This window comes from Nocardia lasii (assembly GCF_042658545.1).
Lineage (GTDB): Bacteria > Actinomycetota > Actinomycetes > Mycobacteriales > Mycobacteriaceae > Nocardia > Nocardia lasii.
Map to the genome: position 1 here is coordinate 94,555 of NZ_JBHSQN010000017.1, position 14,884 is coordinate 109,438.

Here is a 14,884-nt window from a genome sequence, read left to right on the forward strand (position 1 = left end):
TGCGAGAGCAGCAGTCGGGGTAGCAGCAAGGGCTCTCAGGACACCGGGGCGATGTTGCGGTTGGCTCGGAACATGTTGCGCGGGTCGTACTTCGCCTTCGCGGAGGTCAGCCAGCGGTAGGTGTCCGGGGAGTATCCGGCGGCGGTCTGGGCCTCGTTCGCCGCGGCGCCCGCACCGTAGAGGAAGGCGAGGCTGTGCCCGATGGTCCACGGCGCCAACGCTTCTCGGATCTTCGCGAGACCTTCGGGGGCCGAGTCGCCGTCGCCGGGTGCGGTGATCACGCGCACGAGGTAGGTGGCGTCGCGATGGTCGATCGAGGCGGGGCCGCCGTGGCGTAGGGCGCCACCGAGGTGGCGGATGTCGATCACCGCGTCGACGGGTCCGCCGGGTGCGGTCAGGGCGCGCAGGGCACGCAGCCCGGCCGGGGTCAGGTCGGTGAGCAGGGCGTTGGTGGCGGCGTAGGCGTGCGGGACGGGCGGATCGCTGTGGATGGTGTGGGATTCGGCGAAGGGCATCGTGCGCAGGTCGTCGCGCAGGCGGGGGCCGAGCTGCCGGAGCGGTGCGACCCACCGCTCGCCCTCCTCGGCGGGTCCGTCGAAGGCGACGCGGATGGAGGCGACGTGGCGGCCGCGTAGCGATTCCGGCACGGCGGGGATGTCGGGGTAGGTGACCACCGCGACGGTGGAGGTCAGCTCGGTGGGCACGGTCGCGGTCCAGGTGAGCCACGCTTCGAGCGCGGCGTCGACCAGGTAGGTGTCGAAAACCATTTGCCCGCCGTAGATTTCGGCGACGGGCACCAGGTCGAGTTCGAGGGCGGTCACGACGCCGAAGTTCCCGCCGGAACCCAGGACGGCGCCGAACAATTCGTCATCGGCGGTGAGGGTGCGCATGCGGCCGTCGGCGGTGACGAGTTCGATCGAGCGCACATGGTCCGCGGCATAACCGAATTCCCGTGCCAGCAGCCCGAGCCCGCCCCCGAGCACATAGCCGACGACCGCCACCGACGGCGACGACCCGGTCAACGGCGCCAGCCCGTGGGTGGCCGCGGCCTCGACCAGCTCCCCGGCCCGCACGCCGGCCCCGATCCGGGCGGTCCGGCGACGCGGGTCCACGACGATCTCGCCCATCCGGCCGGTGGTGATGAGCACCCCGCCGTCGACCGCTACCGACAGCCCGTGCCCGGTCGCCTGCACCGCGACCGGAAACCCTTCCCGCGCAGCGAATTCCACCGCCGCGCGCACGTCCTCGGCGTGCCGGGCGCCGACGACCAGTGCGGGACGGTGGGTGTAGGCGGTCTGGAAACCGGCGATCTCCGCGTCGTATCCGGCGTCGTCGGGGGTGAACACGGGACCAGCGAACTTCGTAGCGATATCGGTCATGACGTCGACTCTGCGCCGCCCGCGAGAATAAGTACAAGAGATGGTTCTTCTCCTACCTATAATCAGCAGTTATGGAACTGCGGCAGCTGCGCTACTTCGTCACGGTGGTGGACGAAGGCGGCTTCACCCGGGCCGCGCAACGCCTGCACCTGAGCCAACCCGGACTCAGCACCCAGATCCGGCAACTCGAGCGCGAACTCGGCCACCCCCTCCTGGATCGGGGCGCGCGCACCGTCACGGTCACCGAGATCGGCGCCGCCGTCCTCGACCACGCGCGCGCCGCGCTGGCCGCCGCCGACCGCATCACCGACACCGTCGCCGAGTTCACCGGTCTGCTGCGCGGACACGTCCGCTTGGGCATGATCTCCGGCGCCGCGTCGGACATCTTCGATGTCGCGGGCGTGCTCGCCGACTTCCATCACGACCATCCGCGGGTCAACATCACCCTCACCGAGGACACCGCCGAACGCATGCTCACCGCCGTCGACCACGGCGACCTCGACATCGCGCTGATCGGACTGACCGGCGCCGACCTACCACCCGGCATCGGCATCGACGTCCTGCTCGAGACTCCCCTGGCCGCCGCCGTCGCCCTCGACGCACCCCTGTCAGCGACAACCATCACCCTGGCGGCGCTGGCCGACCACCGCCTGATCTGCCTCACCCGAGGCACCGGACTGCGCGGTGTCTTCGAACGATCCTGCACCGCAGCCGGTTTCACCCCGAACGTCGCCTTCGAGGCGGCCGCCCCGCCCCTGCTGCTCGAGCTGGCCGCTCGCGGCCTCGGCACCGCCATCGTCCCCACCCTGACCCCCGCCGAAGCCGCCGCCTTCGCGGTCCGCACCCTCGACATCGTCGAGCCGCGCATCCACGGCCGACTGGCGCTGGCCTGGCGCACCGACCGCCCCCTGAGCCCGGCCGCCAAGGTCCTGCTCGGCCAACTGCGCATCGCGTTCGGCGCCCCGAACCCACCGGACTGAGCACGCATCCGACACCGGATCGCCGTGCCGCCGAGGCCCACTCGCACCACGGCGCTACTCTGTGGCTACCCGATGAAGGAGTGCTCGACCAGGACGAGGGAAGGGCGTGCGTGGTGGAGTCGACTGGTACTGCCGCGAAACTGCAACAACTCCGCGAGAATCTGGCGGCGGCGAGGGAACCGGCGGGTGCGGCCGGCATCGCCAAACGCCTCGCGAAAGGGATCCCCAGCCCCCGCGAGCGCATCGAGATACTGCTCGACAAGGGAAGTTTCGTCGAAATCGGCGCCCTGGTCCGCCAACCCGGCGTGACCGACGGCCTCTACGGCGACGGCGTGGTCACCGGGCACGGCCGCATCGACGGTCGCCCCGTGGTCGTGATCGCCCACGATCAGACCGTGCACGGCGGTTCGGTGGGTGAGATGTTCGGCCGCAAGGTCGCGATGGCGATGGATCTCGCCGCCGATATCGGCTGTCCGTTCGTCGCGATCAACGACTCCGGCGGCGCGCGCGTGCAGGACGCGGTGACCTCGCTGGCCTGGTACGCGGAGATGAGCAGGCGGCAGGCCCGACTGTCCGGGGTGGTGCCGCAGGTGTCGATCATGTTGGGCAAATGCGCTGCGGGCGCGGTGTATTCGCCGATCAACACCGATGTGCTGATCGCGACCGAATCGGCCTACCTGTTCGTGACCGGGCCCGAGATCATCAAGGAGACCACCGGCGAGGAGGTCACCCTCGAGGAACTGGGCGGCGCGTTCAACCAGGCGCACAACGGCAATATCCATCATGTCGCGACCGACGAGAAGGCCGCCTTCGAGTGGGCGCGCGCATATCTGAGCTTCATGCCGTCGAACTGCTTCGAACGGCCACCGCTGGTCAATCCCGGTCTGGAACCGGAGATCACCGATTCCGATCGCGAACTCGACACGCTCATCCCGGATTCGGACCGCAGGGGCTACGACATGTACGACGTGCTGCTGCGGATCTTCGACGACGGCGAGTTCCACGAGATCGGCGACGGTGTCGCCCGCAATCTGATCACCGGTTTCGCCAGGGTCGACGGGCGCAGCGTGGGCGTGATCGCCAACCAGCCGCTGGTGGCCAGCGGCGCGATCGACGCGCGCGGTTCGGACAAGGCCGCCCATTTCATCCGCCTCTGCGACGCCTTCGACATCCCGCTGGTCTTCGTCGTCGACACACCGGGTGTGCTGCCCGGGGTCGAGGAGGAGAAGATCGGCGTGATCAAACGCGGCGGCCGGTTCTTCTACGCCGTGGTCGAGGCCACCGTCCCGATTGTCACCGTGGTGGTGCGCAAGGCCTACGGCGGCGGGTACGCGGTGATGGGCTGCAAGCAGCTCGGCGGCGACCTGAATCTGGCGTGGCCGACCGCGCGGATCGCGGTGATGGGCGCCGAGGCCGCGGTGGGCCTGACCCAGCGCAAACAACTCGCCGCCCTGCCCGCCGACGACCGCCCGGCCGTGCGTCAGCAGATGGTCGACTTCTACAACGCCGCCGTGGCCACCCCCTGGACCGCCGCCGAACGCGGGTACATCGACGCCGTCATCCAACCCTCGACCACCCGCCTGGAGATCCGCAAGGCCATGCGATTGCTCGCCGACAAGCACGTCGACCTGGCCCCGTGCAAACACCGGCTGATGCCGCTGTAGCGCTAGTCCGTCGACCGGCGGGCGACCTCGCGCACCAGCAGGTAGACCGGAAACACGATGGGCGACAACAGGATCGTGCCGACCAGCAGCGGGCCCATCAGCACCGGGTGGATATCGCGCTCGCGGCTGTCGAGGTAGACCCAGCGGCCCAGGAACAGATCCCACGCGATGATCTGCGCCCACAGGGCGGTGAGCACGGCGGGGTGAGCGGCGGCGGTGATCATGGCGTCCAGCGACGGCGAGAGCACCAACCGCACCAGGGTGCCCAGCACCGGGATCGTGACGATCGCCCAGATCACCAAGGCCGGCAACACGATCCACGGCGAGGCGATGATCGTGCGGGTCCACCGCCAGGTCGGGGCGAAGATCATCAGCGCCCAGAACGGGACGGTGACGAGAAAGGAAAGATCGAACAGCGTGCTCATGCGGTGGCTACCTTTCGGCGCTCGGCCGCGCTCGCGACCGAGATCGTTACTCCGACAACAACTCCGACGACGATGACGGCCGCGGCGGTGAGGGTCGTCCGGTCGGGGTGGATCAGCGGCTGCCCACGCAGGGCCTGCCAGGTCACCAGGGCCAGCACCGCCGCGTACCCGGCCGAGGCGGTGCGGATCAGACCGAGGCGGACCCGCACCGGGCGCAGCAGCGGGATCCGTGGGGCGAGGAACACCAGCAGCGCGGCGAGCACGGGCAGGGCCTGTAGGGCGTGCATGCCGAAGAAGTGCGGGATGCGCAGGTCACCGGCGGTGGTGCTCCACCCGGTCAGCGGCATGCCCGGGGTGCCGTCGGGGGCTCCGACAGTGTGCGCGCCCGCGATGCCCTCGACGCCGGATTCCTGCTGCGGCATCAGGTTTCCCAGCGCCAGGCCGACCAGGGTGATCGCGATGCCGAGGCGGATCGACCAGGTGATCGAGGCGTCGCCGAGGGGTGCGCGCATGAGCCCGACGCCGATCACCAGCGTGGCCAGGAACAGGATGATGATGGTGGATCCCATGATCACCCAGAGCGTGCCGTCGAAGGCGGTGGTCATGTTGTAGTGACTGCGCGTTCCGCGGATCACCTGCCCGACAATGATCACCTGCTCGATCACCCCGGCGATCACGATCACCGTCGCCATCCACCAGGTGAGTCGAGACGGCTTGGGCCGCAAGGAGATCAGCCAGGCCAGCGCCACGCTGTAGAGGACGAACGAGACGGCGAACTTGGTCGGTTTGAACCAGGCGGTCGACCCGGCGATCACCCGGTCGTCGACCAGCATCCCGAGCACGGCGAGAACCACCAGCACGGCGTTGGCGGCGGCGAAATACATCAGCGGTCGATGTAGCGGGGCGTTTCGGCGGGGCATCGCGGGGGCGGACGAGACTGACATACGACTCTCCAGAGGTAGATAGCTGCACTATCCGTTATGGATAGTTAGACTATCCGCCTCGGGGGATATCGGCAAGGGGTGCGAACGAAAGCGGAGGTAGCAGTGCGGATTTCGGAGCTCAGCGAACGCAGCGGCATCGCGGTGGCCACCATCAAGTACTACCTGCGCGAAGGACTGCTTCCGCCGGGCGTGCGCACCAGCCCCAACCAGGCCAGCTACGACGAACAACACCTGCGCAGGCTGCGGCTCGTCCGCGCCATGATCGAGGTGGGCGGGATCCCGGTCGCCACCGTCGCGGAGGTCCTCGCGGCGGTCGACTCCCCCGAGATGCCGCTGTTCCATGTACTCGGCGTGGTCCAGGGCAGCCTCGGCACCCCCGTCCCGGCCGCCCCCGACGCCGAATGGGAGCGCGCCCACGCCACCGTGCGCGCGGAGATGGACCGGCGCGGCTGGGACATGAAACCCAGCCCCCAGGCCATCGACACTCTCACCGGCGTCCTCGTCCGCGCCGCCCAACTCGGCTACCCCGACTGGGGCACCGAGGCCCTGCCCGCCTACTTCGACGCCGCCCGCCTGGTCGCCGAGAACGACGTGGCCACCGCCCTGGCCGCCGACAGCCGCGACGACATCATCGACCGGGTCGTGGTCATCACCGTCCTCGGCGACACCGCCCTGTCCGCCATCCGCCGCATAGCCCAGGCCCAGGTCTCCCTGGAACGCCTCGAAACCGGCACCAGGCCGACGGACTGACAAGACGACAACGCCGCCGGTCGCATCAGCAACCGGCGGCGCACTCGAGGCCCGGGGGCCCTACAACAGCCTGGACAGGAAGGCCTTCGTCCGCTCCTGCTGGGGATTGGACAGCAGCTCGCGCGGCGGACCCGACTCCACCACCACACCGGCGTCCATGAACACCAGCTCGTCGGCGACCTCGCGGGCGAAGCCCATCTCGTGGGTCACCACCAGCATGGTCATACCCGAATCGGCGAGTTCGCGCATCACCGCGAGGACCTCACCGACCAGTTCCGGGTCCAGCGCCGAGGTGGGCTCGTCGAACAGCATCAGCTTCGGGTCCATCGCCAGTGCTCGCGCGATGGCCACCCGCTGTTGCTGACCACCCGAGAGCTGCGCCGGGTAGGCATTGCGCTTGGCCGAGAGGCCGACGCGGTCGAGCAGTTCCTCGGCCCGCGCGATCGCCTCGGACTTGCGGATGCCACGCACCTGGATGGGCGCCTCGATCACGTTCTCCAACGCCGTGCGGTGCGGGAACAGATTGAAATGCTGGAACACCATGCCGATGTCGCGACGCTGGATCGCGGCATCGCGCTCGTGCATCTCGTAGAGCTTGCCGTTCTTCTCCCGGTAGCCGACCAGGTCACCGTCGACATAGAGCCGACCGGCGTTGACCTGCTCGAGGTGGTTGATGCACCGCAGGAACGTCGACTTGCCCGACCCCGACGGGCCGACCAGCGTGAGCACCTTGCCGCGCTGCACCTCCAGGGAGATGCCCTTGAGGACCTGCAGCGCCCCGAAGCTCTTGCACACCCGGTCCGCCAACACCATCGGCGCGACCGTCACGTCTGGTTCGCTCATTTCGCCTTCACCGCCGCCTGCGCCGTGGCCAGTTCCTGCAGCTGCTTGCCGGTGAGCTGCCGGGTGGCACCGCGCGAGTAATGGCGTTCCAAGTAGTACTGGCCGACCATCAGGATACTGGTGATCGCCAGGTACCAGGTGGCACAGACGAGCAGCAGCGGGATCGGCTGGAAGTTCACGCCGTAGATGTCACGGGCGCGACCGAACAGGTCGGTACTGAGTGGAATCGCGGTGACCAGCGAGGTGGTCTTGAGCATGCCGATCAGCTCGTTGCCGGTCGGCGGGATGATCACCCGCATGGCCTGGGGCAACACCGTGCGGCGCATGGTCTGCGTCCACGACATGCCCAGCGCCACCGACGCCTCGCGCTGACCCTCGCCGACGGAGTTGATGCCCGCGCGCACGATCTCGGCCATGTAGGCGGCCTCGTTGAGACCCAGACCGATCACCGCGAACAGGAACGCGGCCTGCAGGTTCTGCACATCGAGATGGAAGAACTGCGGCCCGAACGGCACGCCGAGGTCGATCTGGCGGTACAGCGAGGGCACCAGGCCCCAGAACACCAACTGCACGTAGACCGGGGTACCGCGGAAGATCCACAGGTACACCCAGGCCGCCGTGCGCAACACCGGGTTGGGCGACAGGCGCATCACCGCGAGCACCGTGCCCAGACCCACCGCGATCGCCATCGCGAGCACGGTGAGTTCGAGGGTGACGATCGCGCCCTCGGTGATGCGGCTGTCGAACAGGTACTTGCCGTAGGTGTCCCACCGGTAGGCGGGATTCGTGGCCGCACCGTAGACGAACAATCCGACCAGGATCAGGATGATTGCCGCCGCGATCCAGCGGCCCGGCCTGCGCAGCGGGACCGCTTTGATCGGTTCGGGTTCGGTGCCCGGTTTGGGCACCTCCACCGTGCCTTTCTCGTCGGTCACGTCAGCTCACTGCACCGTTGATCACCGAGGTCTTGATCTGACCGTCCTGCACACCCCAGTTGGTGGTGATCTCGCCGTACTTGCCGTTGTCGATCAGGTGCTGCAGCGCCTTCTGCAGCGACACCGCCAGCGGCGAGGTCTTCTGCACGGCCCAGCCGTAGGGCGCGGAGTCGAACAGCGGGCCCGCGGACTCGATCTTGCCCTCGCTCTGCTTGACCGCGTACGCGGTCACCGGCGAATCCGCCGACATCGCGTCGACCTGGCCGAGAACCAGCGCGTTGGTCGCGGCGCTCTGCTCGTCGAATGCCTTCATATCGATGGCGGGCTTGCCCTCGGCGACGCACTTGGCGCTCTTGGCGGGAATCTCGTCGGTGTGCTCGACCGTAGTGGCCTGTACGGCGACCTTTTTGCCACACGCATTGTTCGGATCGACCGGTTTACCGGTTTGCTGGGCCCACTGGATACCCGCGGAGAAATAGGTTGTGAAATCGACCTCTTTCTCGCGTTCGACCGAATCAGTGATCGAGGACATACCCACGTCGTAGGTGCCCGCCTGCACCGCGGGAATGATCTTCTCGAAGTTGGATTCGACGTAGTCGACCGTCAGACCGAGGGTCGCGGCGACCGCGTTGAGCAGGTCCACGTCGAAGCCGACGATCTTGCCGCTGGCGTCCTTGTACTCGTTCGGCTGGTACGGCACGTTCACGCCGACGACCAACTTGCCTGCCTGCTTGACCTTGTCGGGCAGGGTCGCCGCGATCGCGTCGACCTTCTCCACCGACACCGTCTCCACGGTGGTGCCGTCACCTTCGGTGTTCTCGGCACAGGCGGACAGCAGCAGGGCACCGCCGGCGACGGTACACATCAGTCGCACGGCGCTACGGCCGAGGACAGTACGAACAGACAAAGAAGCCTCCACATTTCACGACGACGCCGGCCACGTGTCAGCGCCTGTTTGGCAATGTATGCGAACCGGACACAGCGTGCTGCGACAGTAACCGAAGATTAATCAGCGAATGTGAAAGGGGTCTGTTCACCTGCGGTGGACGCGAGCTCTGACCTGCTCGGTGAATTCACTCGTCGAAGCCAGCCCGCCCAGATCCGCGGTCGCGATTCCGGCGGCGAGAGTGGCGGTCACCGCACGGGTGACGCGGTCGGCGGCATCGTGCAGAATTCGGTCGTTGTCGCGAACTGCCAACCAGCGCAACAACATTGCCGACGACAATTGCAGCGCGGCGGGATTGGCGCGATTGTGCCCGGCCAGGCCTGGCGCCGCGCCGTGCACGGCCTGGGCCATCGCGCGGGTGTCGGAGCAGTTGAGCGAGGCCGCCAGCCCGAGGGAACCGCTCAGCTCCCCGGCCAGATCCGAGAGGATGTCGCCGAACAGGTTCTCGGTGACGATCACATCGAAGCGCTCCGGTGCGCGGACCAGCAGCGCGGCCATCGCGTCGACGTGCTCGTCGTCGACGGTCACGTCCGGGTACTGCGCGGCCACCTCGTAGCAGACATCGCGGAACAGCCCGGTCGTCATCGGCAGGACGTTGGCCTTGTGCACCACGGTCACGTGCTTGCGCCGCCCGCGCGCCAACCGCAGGGCCTGATGGGCGATGCGTTCGCAGGCCTGGCGGGTGATCACCGCGACCGCCATCGCCACATCCTCGGTCGGGCGGAACTCCCCCGAGCCGGCGAACATGTTGCGGTCGGCGTAGAAGCCCTCGCTGTTCTCCCGCACGATCACCAGGTCGATCTCGGGCGCCATCGCGCGCACGCCCGTGAACGCGGCGGCCGGGCGGATATTGGCGTAGAGCTCGAGCCGCTTGCGGATCGTGCCGCCCGGGGCCACCCGCATGTCGGAGGGGTAGGAGGCGTTGTCGTGCGGGCCGAGGATCCAGGCGTCGAGGTCCTCGAGCGCGACCAGGGTCTGTTCGGGCAGCGGGTTGCCGTAGGCGGCGATGGCGTCGTGGCCGATCAGCAACGGCACCCATTCGACCGGGGCCGACCCGGCCGCGCCGATCGCCTCGTCGACCACCGCGCGGGTGGCCGCGACCACCTCCGGGCCGATGCCGTCACCGTCGATCACTCCGAGCCGCAGGCCCGCCTTCGTCGCGTTCACGCCCCCATCTTCGCGCCCGCGGACCACCCGCGGGGACCGTGGGCCGCCGGACACGCGGTATCGACCGAATTTTCCCGCGTTGTAGTGGGCATTCGCCGCCTCGGCGGCCGGGGACAGCGTGCGCATCCCCGGATCGGGGGAAGATAGAGGCATCCCGCGGCGTTACAGCCGAGGACACCGACAAGGAGAGGACGTCATGGCCACCCAGACGCTGACCCAGCAGAACTTCGACGAAGTCATCACCGGAAACGACGTGGTCCTCGTCGATTTCTGGGCTTCCTGGTGCGGACCGTGTAAGAGTTTCGCACCCACCTTCGAGACCTCGTCGGAGAAGCACGCCGACGTCGTCTACGGCAAGGTCGACACCGAGGCCGAGCAGGGGCTCGCCGCGGCCGCCAACATCCAGTCGATCCCGACCATCATGGCCTTCCGCGAGGGCGTGCTCGTGTTCGCCCAGCCGGGCGCGCTGCCGCCGGCCGCGCTGGAGGACCTGGTGACCCAGGTCAAGGGACTCGACATGGACGAGGTCCGCAAGCAGCTCGCCGAGCAGCAGTCCTCCGCCGCCGAGTAACCCACGAAACGTCAAGGGCCCGTTCACCTTCGGTAGGTGAACGGGCCCTTCGTGCGTCGGGGTCTAGCGCGCGAGCAGGTTGACGCCGGCGATCATGGCGCGCACGGTCGATTCCGCGCTGCCGGCCGCGGTGGCGACCGCCCAGCCGCGCCTGCCGTTGAACTCGCACTGCATGAAGGTGGCGGTGCCGTCGGCGGTGGGGCGCTGGTGGAAGTGCAGGATCTCGAGGGGGTAGCCCTCGTCGTAGAGCGCCGAGGTCATCGCCGCGACCGGGCTTCCGGTGGCGATGACGGTGCGCAGGTGGTCGGCCAGTTCCAGGGTGGCGGTGAAATCCGTTCCGGAACAAGACCATTCGCCCAGGGCGAGGGGTCCGTCGGCGCGGGTGTACCGGTCGAGGAAAGCGGCGGGGTCGAGGTCGGTGAGCTCGGCGCGCAGGCCCTTGGGGGCGGCGGCGAGCAGGGCATGGTCCAGTGTCAGGGTCATTGCAGGTGAGGTCTTCCCGAAGATGTCTTCGTTGGCAGGTGGGGACCAGCAGAACAATGGAAATTCAGCCCGCAGCGTGGGGGCTGGTCCGAATCAGACCCCGCTACGGCGAGGTACTACGAGAATCCACCGTGCGTGCGCGGTCTGCGCAGCAGCGTCCGCGCGGTCGCGGTCAGCGACTGGCAGCGCGGCACAACGGGCGGGATTCGGCACGCAGTCGACAATAGGTCGATCGTCGCGAAACCGCAACCTCGTTCACCGGGCGGGGTGTCTACCGGTGAGTACGATCACCGCAGCTCAGGATCGGTAACGTTCGTGTCGGGGGCGGCGATGAGGGTGCGCGGGGCAACACCGCGCCAGGTGTATTCGAACTCCGCGACGGTGGTCCCGTCGGGGAACCGCACCGTGCCCGAGGCGGTGCGCTGCCAGCCGCGACTCTCGTAGAACCCGATCGCCGCCGTGTTGGCGGTGAGCACCTCGAGATAGACCTCCCGATCCGGAAAGCTCTCCCCCGCCCACCCCAGCCCCGCCTCGACCAGCCGGGAACCGATGCCCTGCCCACGGGCCCCGGGGTGGGCGTGCAGGTTGTCGAGCAGAATCCGCGCGCCGACCGGGCGCAGATACGCGAACCCGACCACACGCGCGTCCGCCTCCGCGACGAACATCCCCGCCGTCACCCGATCGGCGAGAAGCGCACGCCAACTGTTCGCGTGATCGGCCTCGACCTGCCCGGCGAGATAGTCCGCGGGCAGAATCCCGGCGTAAGCAGTGCGCCAGCTGGCAGTGTGCAAGGCAGCAACGGCAGCCGCGTCGGCAGCGCCTCCGGCTCGAATCAACATGAGCCCCATAGTTTCTCGCCAACACCCCTCCTGTCACACGGTTTTCCCCGCGCACCCGCGCCGCAGGCGCCGGGTTCTCGGCCGCCTCGATCTGGACTGAGTGGAGGGTGCGACGAAGGAGTACCCGGAGGGAGGGAAGATCGAGGCCCACCGGGCCGAGAACCCACGCGGCGCCAGCCGCCACTAAATACTGTCGGTGGTTGTCCCTAGACTCATCGACGTGAGTTCACCGACGACTGCGCAGGCATCGACAACGACCACTGCTCCCGAGGGCGAGCGGCCCACGCTGCTGCTCATCGATGGGCATTCGATCGCCTATCGCGCGTTCTTCGCGCTACCGGCGGAGAACTTCAAGACCGTCACCGGGCAGACCACCAATGCCGTGTACGGGTTCACCTCGATGCTGATCAATCTGCTGCGTGACGAGAAGCCCAGCCATGTGGCGGCGGCGTTCGATGTCTCGCGCAAGACCTTCCGCACCGAGGCGTACCCGGAGTACAAGGCCAATCGCAGCGCCACGCCCGACGAGTTCCGTGGCCAGGTCGAGCTCACCAAGGACGTGCTCGGCGCGATGGGCATTCCGGTGATGGCGATCGACGGGTACGAGGCCGACGATGTGATCGCCACGCTCACCACCCAGGCGATGGCGCAGGGGTACCGCGTGCTCATCGTCACCGGCGACCGGGACGCGATCCAGCTGGTCAACGACGACGTCACCGTGCTCTACCCGAAGAAGGGCGTCTCGGATCTGACCCGGTTCACCCCGGCCGAGGTGGAGACCAAGTACGGGCTCACCCCCACCCAGTACCCCGATTACGCGGCCCTGCGCGGCGACCCGAGCGACAACCTGCCCGGCATCCCCGGGGTCGGCGAGAAGACCGCCGCCAAGTGGATCCGCGAATACGGCGACCTGGCCACCCTGGTGGACCGGGTCGATCAGGTGAAGGGCAAGGTCGGCGATTCGCTGCGCGCGAACCTGTCGAGCGTGGTGCTCAACCGTCAGCTCACCGAGATGGTGCGCGAGGTGCCGCTGCCCTACACCCCCGATCAGCTGGCCAAGGCCCCGTGGGATCGCAACAAGATCCATCAGCTGTTCGACGATCTCGAGTTCCGGGTGCTGCGCGACCGGCTCTTCGACACCCTCGGTTCGCCCGAACCGGAGGTCGAGACCGGTTTCGAGATCAGCGGCGCCTCGCTGGAGCAGGGCGAGGTCGCCGACTGGCTGGCCGAACACGCCAAAGCCGGTGTGCGCCATGGTCTCTCGATCGTCGGCACCGGCACCCCGGTCCACGGTGACGCGCGCGCGCTGGCCATCGCGGCCGCCGACGGCGAGGGCGGCTACATCGACCTGACCGCGCTGAGCCCCGAGGACGAGACCGCGCTGGCCGCCTGGCTGGCCGATCCCGAGGTGCCCAAGGCGCTACACGAGGCCAAGGCGGCGGGTCACGCCCTGCGCGGACGCGGCTTCACCCTCGGCGGGCTCGCCACCGACACCGCGCTGTCGGCCTACCTGGTTCGGCCCGGTCAGCGCAGTTTCGACCTCGACGATCTGTCGCGGCGCTATCTCAAGCGAGCCCTGCGGGTCGACACCGAGACCTCCGCTCAGCTCTCACTGCTCGACGACGAGGACACCCACGCCGCCGATGTGGCCCGCGAGGAGATGCTGCGCGCTCGCGCGGTGGCCGATCTGGCCGATGCCCTCGACACCGAATTGGCCGCCATCGAGTCGACGCCGCTGCTCGAGGAGATGGAGTTGCCGCTGCTGGGCGTACTCGGTCAGCTCGAGGAGGCCGGGATCGCGGTCGACATCGCCCAGCTGGAGAACCTGCAGCAGCAGTTCGCCGACCGGGTCGCCGAGGCCGCCAACGCGGCCTACGACGTGATCGGCAAGCAGATCAACCTGGGCTCGCCCAAGCAGTTGCAGGTGGTGCTGTTCGACGAGCTCGACATGCCGAAGACCAAGCGCACCAAGACCGGCTACACCACCGACGCCGACGCGCTCGAGTCGCTGTTCGAGAAGACCGGCCACGCGTTCCTCGAACACCTGCTGGCCCACCGGGACGCGACCCGGTTGAAGGTGACCGTCGACGGCCTGCTCAAGTCGGTCTCCGACGACGGTCGCGTGCACACCACCTTCAATCAGACCATCGCCGCCACCGGTCGCCTGTCCTCGACCGAGCCGAACCTGCAGAACATTCCGATCCGCACCGACACCGGTCGCCAGATCCGCGACACCTTCGTGGTCGGGGACGGTTTCACCGAGCTCATGACCGCCGACTACAGCCAGATCGAGATGCGCATCATGGCGCATCTGTCCGGCGACGCGGGCCTGATCGAGGCGTTCAATTCCGGCGAGGACCTGCACACGTTCGTCGCGTCCAAGGCCTTCGACATTCCGCTGTCGGAGGTGAACCCGGAGATGCGCCGCCGGATCAAGGCCATGTCCTACGGGTTGGCCTACGGGCTGAGTTCCTACGGGCTCAGCGCCCAGCTCAAGATCAGCACGGCCGAGGCCAAGGAGCAGATGGACATCTACTTCGACCGTTTCGGCGGCATCCGCGACTACCTCGCCGATGTCGTGGACCAGGCCCGCAAGGTCGGCTACACCCAAACCCTGTTCGGTCGCCGCCGCTACCTGCCCGACCTGGACTCGAGCAACCGCCAACGCCGCGAATCCGCCGAACGCATGGCACTGAACGCCCCCATCCAGGGCACGGCCGCCGACATCATCAAGGTCGCCATGATCAATGTCCACAACGCCATCCGCGAGGCCGGCCTGCGCTCGCGAATGCTGCTCCAGATCCACGACGAACTGGTCTTCGAGGTAGCCGAAGGCGAACGCGAAACCCTGGAAGCCCTCGCCCGCGAACAGATGTCCGCCGCAATCGACCTGTCGGTCCCCCTGACAGTCTCCGTCGGCACCGGCCGCAGCTGGGACGCAGCCGCCCACTGAGCCGA

General features: G+C 68.1%; 14 protein-coding genes. 5 read left to right on the plus strand and 9 right to left on the minus strand.

From position 1 onward, the window contains the following. Positions 1-35 precede the first annotated feature (35 nt). A complete protein-coding gene (locus ACFP3H_RS25655; protein WP_378609795.1) occupies positions 36-1,379 on the minus strand; it encodes an FAD-binding oxidoreductase in 1,344 nt (447 codons plus the stop codon). Between the two features lie 71 nt (positions 1,380-1,450). Here ACFP3H_RS25655 and ACFP3H_RS25660 point away from each other — a divergent pair, with 71 nt between their 5' ends. Continuing rightward, positions 1,451-2,359, plus strand: a complete 909-nt coding sequence (locus tag ACFP3H_RS25660; protein WP_378609797.1) for a LysR family transcriptional regulator — start codon at positions 1,451-1,453, stop codon at positions 2,357-2,359. Between the two features lie 113 nt (positions 2,360-2,472). Beyond that, on the plus strand, positions 2,473-4,023 hold the full coding sequence (locus tag ACFP3H_RS25665; RefSeq protein WP_378609926.1) for an acyl-CoA carboxylase subunit beta: 1,551 nt from the start codon (positions 2,473-2,475) through the stop codon (positions 4,021-4,023). A gap of 2 nt (positions 4,024-4,025) precedes the next feature. Here ACFP3H_RS25665 and ACFP3H_RS25670 read toward each other — a convergent pair whose 3' ends face one another. Together ACFP3H_RS25670 and ACFP3H_RS25675 are read right to left on the minus strand one after the other, a co-directional pair. After that, positions 4,026-4,448: an ABA4-like family protein gene (locus ACFP3H_RS25670; RefSeq protein WP_378609798.1), complete on the minus strand. Its 423-nt coding sequence runs from the start codon at positions 4,446-4,448 to the stop codon at positions 4,026-4,028. Then, entirely contained in the window at positions 4,445-5,392 is a 948-nt protein-coding gene (locus ACFP3H_RS25675) for a hypothetical protein (protein ID WP_378609800.1), read from the minus strand. The genes ACFP3H_RS25670 and ACFP3H_RS25675 overlap by 4 nt, the downstream gene beginning before the upstream one ends. Positions 5,393-5,494: 102 nt before the next feature. Here ACFP3H_RS25675 and ACFP3H_RS25680 point away from each other — a divergent pair, with 102 nt between their 5' ends. Continuing rightward, positions 5,495-6,142, plus strand: a complete 648-nt coding sequence (locus ACFP3H_RS25680; protein ID WP_378609801.1) for a MerR family transcriptional regulator — start codon at positions 5,495-5,497, stop codon at positions 6,140-6,142. A gap of 60 nt (positions 6,143-6,202) precedes the next feature. Here the strand turns inward: ACFP3H_RS25680 and ACFP3H_RS25685 are convergent, their stop codons facing one another. From ACFP3H_RS25685 to ACFP3H_RS25700, 4 genes are all read right to left on the minus strand, one after another. Continuing rightward, positions 6,203-6,955, minus strand: coding sequence for an amino acid ABC transporter ATP-binding protein (locus ACFP3H_RS25685; protein ID WP_378609927.1), 753 nt, complete (start codon positions 6,953-6,955; stop codon positions 6,203-6,205). A 26-nt stretch (positions 6,956-6,981) separates the two neighbouring features. After that, positions 6,982-7,920, minus strand: a complete 939-nt coding sequence (locus ACFP3H_RS25690; protein WP_378609803.1) for an amino acid ABC transporter permease — start codon at positions 7,918-7,920, stop codon at positions 6,982-6,984. A gap of 1 nt (position 7,921) precedes the next feature. Beyond that, a complete protein-coding gene (locus ACFP3H_RS25695) occupies positions 7,922-8,785 on the minus strand; it encodes an ABC transporter substrate-binding protein (protein ID WP_378609804.1) in 864 nt (287 codons plus the stop codon). A gap of 168 nt (positions 8,786-8,953) precedes the next feature. Continuing rightward, positions 8,954-10,033, minus strand: coding sequence for an isocitrate/isopropylmalate dehydrogenase family protein (locus ACFP3H_RS25700; RefSeq protein WP_378609806.1), 1,080 nt, complete (start codon positions 10,031-10,033; stop codon positions 8,954-8,956). Positions 10,034-10,229: 196 nt separating this feature from the next. Here ACFP3H_RS25700 and trxA point away from each other — a divergent pair, with 196 nt between their 5' ends. After that, a complete protein-coding gene (gene trxA / locus ACFP3H_RS25705; protein WP_378609807.1) occupies positions 10,230-10,604 on the plus strand; it encodes a thioredoxin in 375 nt (124 codons plus the stop codon). A 63-nt stretch (positions 10,605-10,667) separates the two neighbouring features. On the opposite strand, the gene ACFP3H_RS25710 is transcribed toward trxA, so the two are convergent. Continuing rightward, the gene (locus tag ACFP3H_RS25710; RefSeq protein ID WP_378609808.1) at positions 10,668-11,087 is read right to left on the minus strand and encodes a 2-isopropylmalate synthase; all 420 of its coding nucleotides are present in this window, start codon (positions 11,085-11,087) and stop codon (positions 10,668-10,670) included. Positions 11,088-11,374: 287 nt separating this feature from the next. Further along, positions 11,375-11,878 carry a GNAT family N-acetyltransferase gene (locus ACFP3H_RS25715; protein WP_378609809.1) on the minus strand — a complete coding sequence of 168 codons (504 nt, stop codon included), beginning with the start codon at positions 11,876-11,878 and terminating at the stop codon, positions 11,375-11,377. Between the two features lie 268 nt (positions 11,879-12,146). Here ACFP3H_RS25715 and polA point away from each other — a divergent pair, with 268 nt between their 5' ends. Further along, positions 12,147-14,879: a DNA polymerase I gene (gene polA / locus ACFP3H_RS25720; protein ID WP_378609810.1), complete on the plus strand. Its 2,733-nt coding sequence runs from the start codon at positions 12,147-12,149 to the stop codon at positions 14,877-14,879. Positions 14,880-14,884: the final 5 nt, after the last annotated feature.